General features: G+C 63.7%; 1 protein-coding gene. It reads left to right on the plus strand.

The features are described 5' to 3' along the window. Positions 1–245: 245 nt before the first annotated feature. Positions 246–3,340, plus strand: a 3,095-nt coding sequence (locus J7346_RS15165) for a M10 family metallopeptidase C-terminal domain-containing protein (RefSeq protein ID WP_209120750.1), incomplete at its 3' end; no start/stop codon positions are given.

A 3,340-nucleotide genomic window follows, 5' to 3' on the forward strand; every position in this document is an offset into this window, starting at 1 on the left:
CGAGGGCCGCGGCCACGGCCTCTACCTGCCCGACACCCCCGGCGCCGACCCCGTCGACACCCCGCCCACTCACGACTGGGCCTGGATGTAAGCCCCACAGGGCGGCCCCGCACACGCCGGGCCGCCCTGTCCCATGGGGGAGCGGGGTCGGGGTATGCCCATCAAGGGCCCGGTCGGGCCCGTTGGTTTCATTGCCGGTCGTTTCGGCGTTAAGCTCCTCCTGATCCAAGACGGGAGAGCTTCTCATGTTCGATTCACTGTTCGCCGGACGTCATGCGACTGCGCTTTCGGTCTTCGGCGACACCGGCTCTCCGGAAGGGCACGCTCAGGGCGCAGGGAGCGAGGCCTATTCGCCCTTCGGGGGGATCTCCAGCTATGAACTTTGCGCCGGATGCGGACGTTTTCATGGAGCCCAGGACGCTGCTGACGGCGGCGCTGCGGGCCTTGTCCTGAACGGCGATGACCGGGGCGGCCCGGGCCTCAATGGAAAGCCGTCCCTGGACATTGTCGATGCCGGGCGGCAGATCACGCGCACCGATCTGTCCTGGGCCGCGAACCTGGGCCAGCCGGCAACGGTGACGTTTGCCTTCAGGGCCACGGCCGCAGGCGGGATGCCCGACGATACCCGGGGATTTTCACAGTTCACGGCGACCCAGATCGCGGCCACCCTGCGATCACTGCAGTCATGGTCGGACGTGGCCAACATAACCTTCCAGAGGGTTACCGACAGCGGAACAAATTACTCAAATAACGCCACTATGCTGTTCGGTAACTACAGCTCTGGCCAAGCCGGTGCTGCGGCCTTCGCCTTTCTTCCAGGCAATTCCGCCAGCGCCGCGCAGCAGGGCGATGTCTGGGTAAACAATAGCTTTGGCTACAATGCGGTTCCGGTCATCGGGGCCTATGGTCAGCTGGTACTCACGCATGAGATCGGCCATGCCATAGGTCTCAGTCATCCGGCCGCCTACAATGCCTCGGCGGACGGCGGCATCAACTACGATGATCACGCCATCTACTTCGAGGACTCGCTCCAGTACACGATTATGAGCTACTTCGATGAGCGGAGTACGGGGGCCAATTTTGCGAGCGGGGGATACTATCAGTACTCCGCCGTGCCCTTGATGGACGATATTGCTGCGGCCCAGCGCCTGTATGGCGCCAATATGACGACGCGCACGGGCGATACCGTCTATGGCTTCAACTCGAATGCGGACCGGTTGTGGTTTGACGCAGATATTGTTCCGGCAATGATCTTTGCCGTCTGGGATGCCGGGGGGAACGATACCTTCGACTTCTCGGGCTACAGCAACAACCAGTTGATTGATCTGCGCCAGGCCGCCTTTTCAAACGTGGGGGGCCTGACCGGCAACGTGGGGATCGCCCTCGGCGCGGTCATCGAGAACGCCATCGGCGGCTCGGGCAATGACCAGATGCGCGGGAACTCCGGCAACAACAGCCTGCGCGGCAACGGCGGCAACGATGTGATCGACGGGGGCCTGGGCGAGGACACGGTCGTTTTCTCGGGCAATCGCAGCCAGTACACCATCACCTGGAACGGCCAGATCGGCACCGTGGTCGGGCCGGACGGCACCGACACCATCACCAATGTCGAGTACCTGCAGTTCGCCGACCAGACGATCGCGGCCACGCCGACCGGGGGTCTGCTGGTCGCCGGCGACATCACCAGCGAGACCATCAACGGCACAGGCTTCGCAGACACCATCGGCGGCCTCGGCGGCAATGACACGATCAACGGTTTCGCCGGCAATGATGTGCTGGACGGCGGGAGTGGCAATGATGTCCTGAATGCCGGCGACGGTGATGACATCCTGGTCGGGGGTATCGGCAATGACACGCTGAACGGTGGCAACGGCCATGACATCGCCGACTATTCGTCGGCCTTCGGCGGCATCACGATGGACGGCACCTCGGTGAGCGGCGCGGCCGGCAACGACACCCTGGGCGGCATCGAGGAGGTCATCGGATCGGTCTTCTCGGATCTTATGACGGGCGGGGCCGGCGATGATGTTCTGCGCGGAGGGGGCGGCGTGGACGTCCTGAACGGCGGCGGCGGCCATGATCGGCTCTTTGCCGGTGCGCCCGCCCTGATCGCGGCCCCGGACGTCATCAAGGCCGCCGATGTCGCCAATACCACGCTCGGGGCCGCTGTCTCCCTGAACGGTACCTTTGATCGGGTCGAGAATTCCGACATTGCCAATTCGACGACTGTTCCGCACTCGACCGTGCGCGGCACGGCGAACGGAGGGGGACGCGAATTCTACGCCATCAGCGTCCAGGCGGGTGATCAGGTGACGCTGGATATCGACGGGGCCAGCTTCGATACCGTGCTGCGGATTCTGGACGCGAGTGGCGCCCAGCTTGCCGTCAATGACGATGCTCCGGTGGCCGATGGTCAGGGGACGGACTCGCACCTGTCCTTCACCTTTGGCGCGGCCGGCACCTACTATGTCGAGGTGTCGCAGTGGGCGGACACGGACAACAATACAAACACGCTGGAAACGGCGAACCCTCCTGCAGGCGGCACCTACACCCTGCACGTGTCGATCCCCAGCGAGACGCCGGTTCCGGAGACACTGCAAGGATCGACCCTTAACGGCGGAGACGGGGACGACGAACTGTGGGGCAGTGACGGACCCGACATCATGAATGGCGGAACCGGTAATGACGTCATCCGCACGGCGCAGGGGCAAGGCGATCAAATTGATGGCGGTGATGGTGACGACGTGATCATGGTTGCCGGGGGCCGAGGCTCGCGGTCTGACATGCACATCAATGGCGGGAGCGGAAACGACACCATCGAGGCGTCGACGGGCATGACCGCGGACCTTGCGACCGGACAGGGTCAGTTCCAGAGCTCCACCGGATTCAACGGGGTCGCGTTTACGTTCGCAGGGATCGAGAATCTCACGGTGACGGGACGGGCCCAGCTGACCGGCGATGATCAGAACAATGTGTTCCGGTCCAATATATATAACGATACCCTGTCCGGCGGTGCGGGCGACGACATTCTTGATGCGGGAGATGGGGCTGATGTCCTGGACGGCGGCACCGGCGTCGACCAGATGTTCGGAGGCCGGGGTGACGACCTCTACCATGCCGACACTCAAGCCGATCTGGTGTTTGAAACGCTCTACGGAGGCTACGACACGGTCGTCGCGTCGTCGGGCTTCTATCTGTACGACAACATCGAGGCGCTGACGCTGTCGTCTTCGGCGGGCAATGCGTTCGGCGTGGGCAATGCGCTGGACAACACCCTGACGGGCAATGCGGGCGACAATCTGCTGCTGGGCGGGGCCGGGGCGGACGTCGTCTATGGCGG

The organism is Brevundimonas sp. A19_0, assembly GCF_017744255.1.
Classification (GTDB): domain Bacteria; phylum Pseudomonadota; class Alphaproteobacteria; order Caulobacterales; family Caulobacteraceae; genus Brevundimonas.